Source organism: Sulfuricaulis sp., from assembly GCF_040901545.1.
In the GTDB taxonomy this organism is placed as follows: domain Bacteria; phylum Pseudomonadota; class Gammaproteobacteria; order Acidiferrobacterales; family Sulfurifustaceae; genus Sulfuricaulis.
The window spans coordinates 1-1,039 of sequence record NZ_JBBDYL010000019.1 but is presented as its reverse complement, the minus strand read 5'-3'; the positions used below and the strand labels follow the sequence as shown (position 1 = coordinate 1,039).

Below are 1,039 nucleotides of genomic sequence, written 5' to 3'. Positions count from 1 at the left end.
CCTTCGCGAAGTAGCCCACCGCCTTTTTTAGAATGTCGCGCTCGGTCGTCACGCGTTTGAGTTCGCGCTTCAAGCGCTCATTCTCCAGTTGCTGCGCAGACTTCAGCGCCGTCCCCGGACTCGCCTCCCACTTGCCCGCCGCAAACTGCCTGACCCAGGTCCGCAGCAGGTTCTCGTGAATCCCCAGCTCCGCGGCCACCTGCCGCTTCACCATCCCTGGCTGGCTCGCCAGCCTCACCGCCTCACGCTTGAACTCCGCGCCGTATCGCTTCCTTTGCATTGCACACCTCCGATATCATCATCCCATCTATCGAAAGTGTCCGGAATACCGAGGTGATGCCATGTCGGCTGCATGCCGTGTTGGGCCGCTCACTGCTTTGAATATGATAGCCACACACAATTACACTGTTATCTGTTTGCCTTGAATTCCAATTTCAGTGGAATCGCGCGTGCCAGCGAGTCGCCCACAGGCGAGGAACGCTCACACCGTTCGCGCAAGTGAGTAATTTGCGCTGGTGTCGCGCCCGGAACTGACAGGCGCACAGTGTAGGAAATCGCATCGTATCCAGACCCCGGCGCGCCTTCCAAACCCAAATACGCCCGCGCGTTGAAATGGCCTTTCGATTCCACAGAGAGGCTCTCGATTTTGAGGCCGAGGAGGGAGGCGTGCATTGCCACCAAATCCACGTCGCACGCGGCCAGCGTGGCAAGTAACATCTGCATCGGGTTGAGTTCATCATCGCCGCCGATGTGTACAACTTTGTCTTTGAACTCAATCCGTGAACGCGAGCCGCCTTCCCAATGTGCGAGCAGTACCGGATGGCGGTCTGCCTTGGTCGGGTCTTGCATGCATATGTTTTTGAACTCCAACATTGCGGTCACATTCACACCATTGATTTCGGCGGTTTGGCTCATGTCTGCTCCTTCAATGAGTTGTAACGTGTGTTGCCATTGCTGGCTTCGCGGCTGCGCCCTCACGAGCGGCCCAACGCTAGAGTTCACCGGACCGCGTAGGCGGGCGGAGCCCGCCGGAGCGGGG

The 1,039-nt window shown here is 58.5% G+C and carries 2 protein-coding genes; both read right to left on the bottom strand.

What is annotated here, in order from left to right; genetic code table 11:
• Window positions 1-280: transposase (locus WD823_RS03380; RefSeq protein WP_368428079.1), on the bottom strand; the 280-nt coding region annotated here is incomplete at its 3' end.
• Window positions 281-408: 128 nt separating this feature from the next.
• Window positions 409-915, bottom strand: a complete 507-nt coding sequence (locus WD823_RS03375; RefSeq protein ID WP_368428078.1) for an OsmC family protein — start codon at window positions 913-915, stop codon at window positions 409-411.
• Between the last annotated feature and the right edge of the window lie 124 nt (window positions 916-1,039).

Excerpts from the sequence above, each read along its gene's own strand:
- WD823_RS03375 (WP_368428078.1), bottom strand. The coding sequence starts at position 915 with ATGAGCCAAACCGCCGAAATCAATGGTGTGAATGTGACCGCAATGTTG.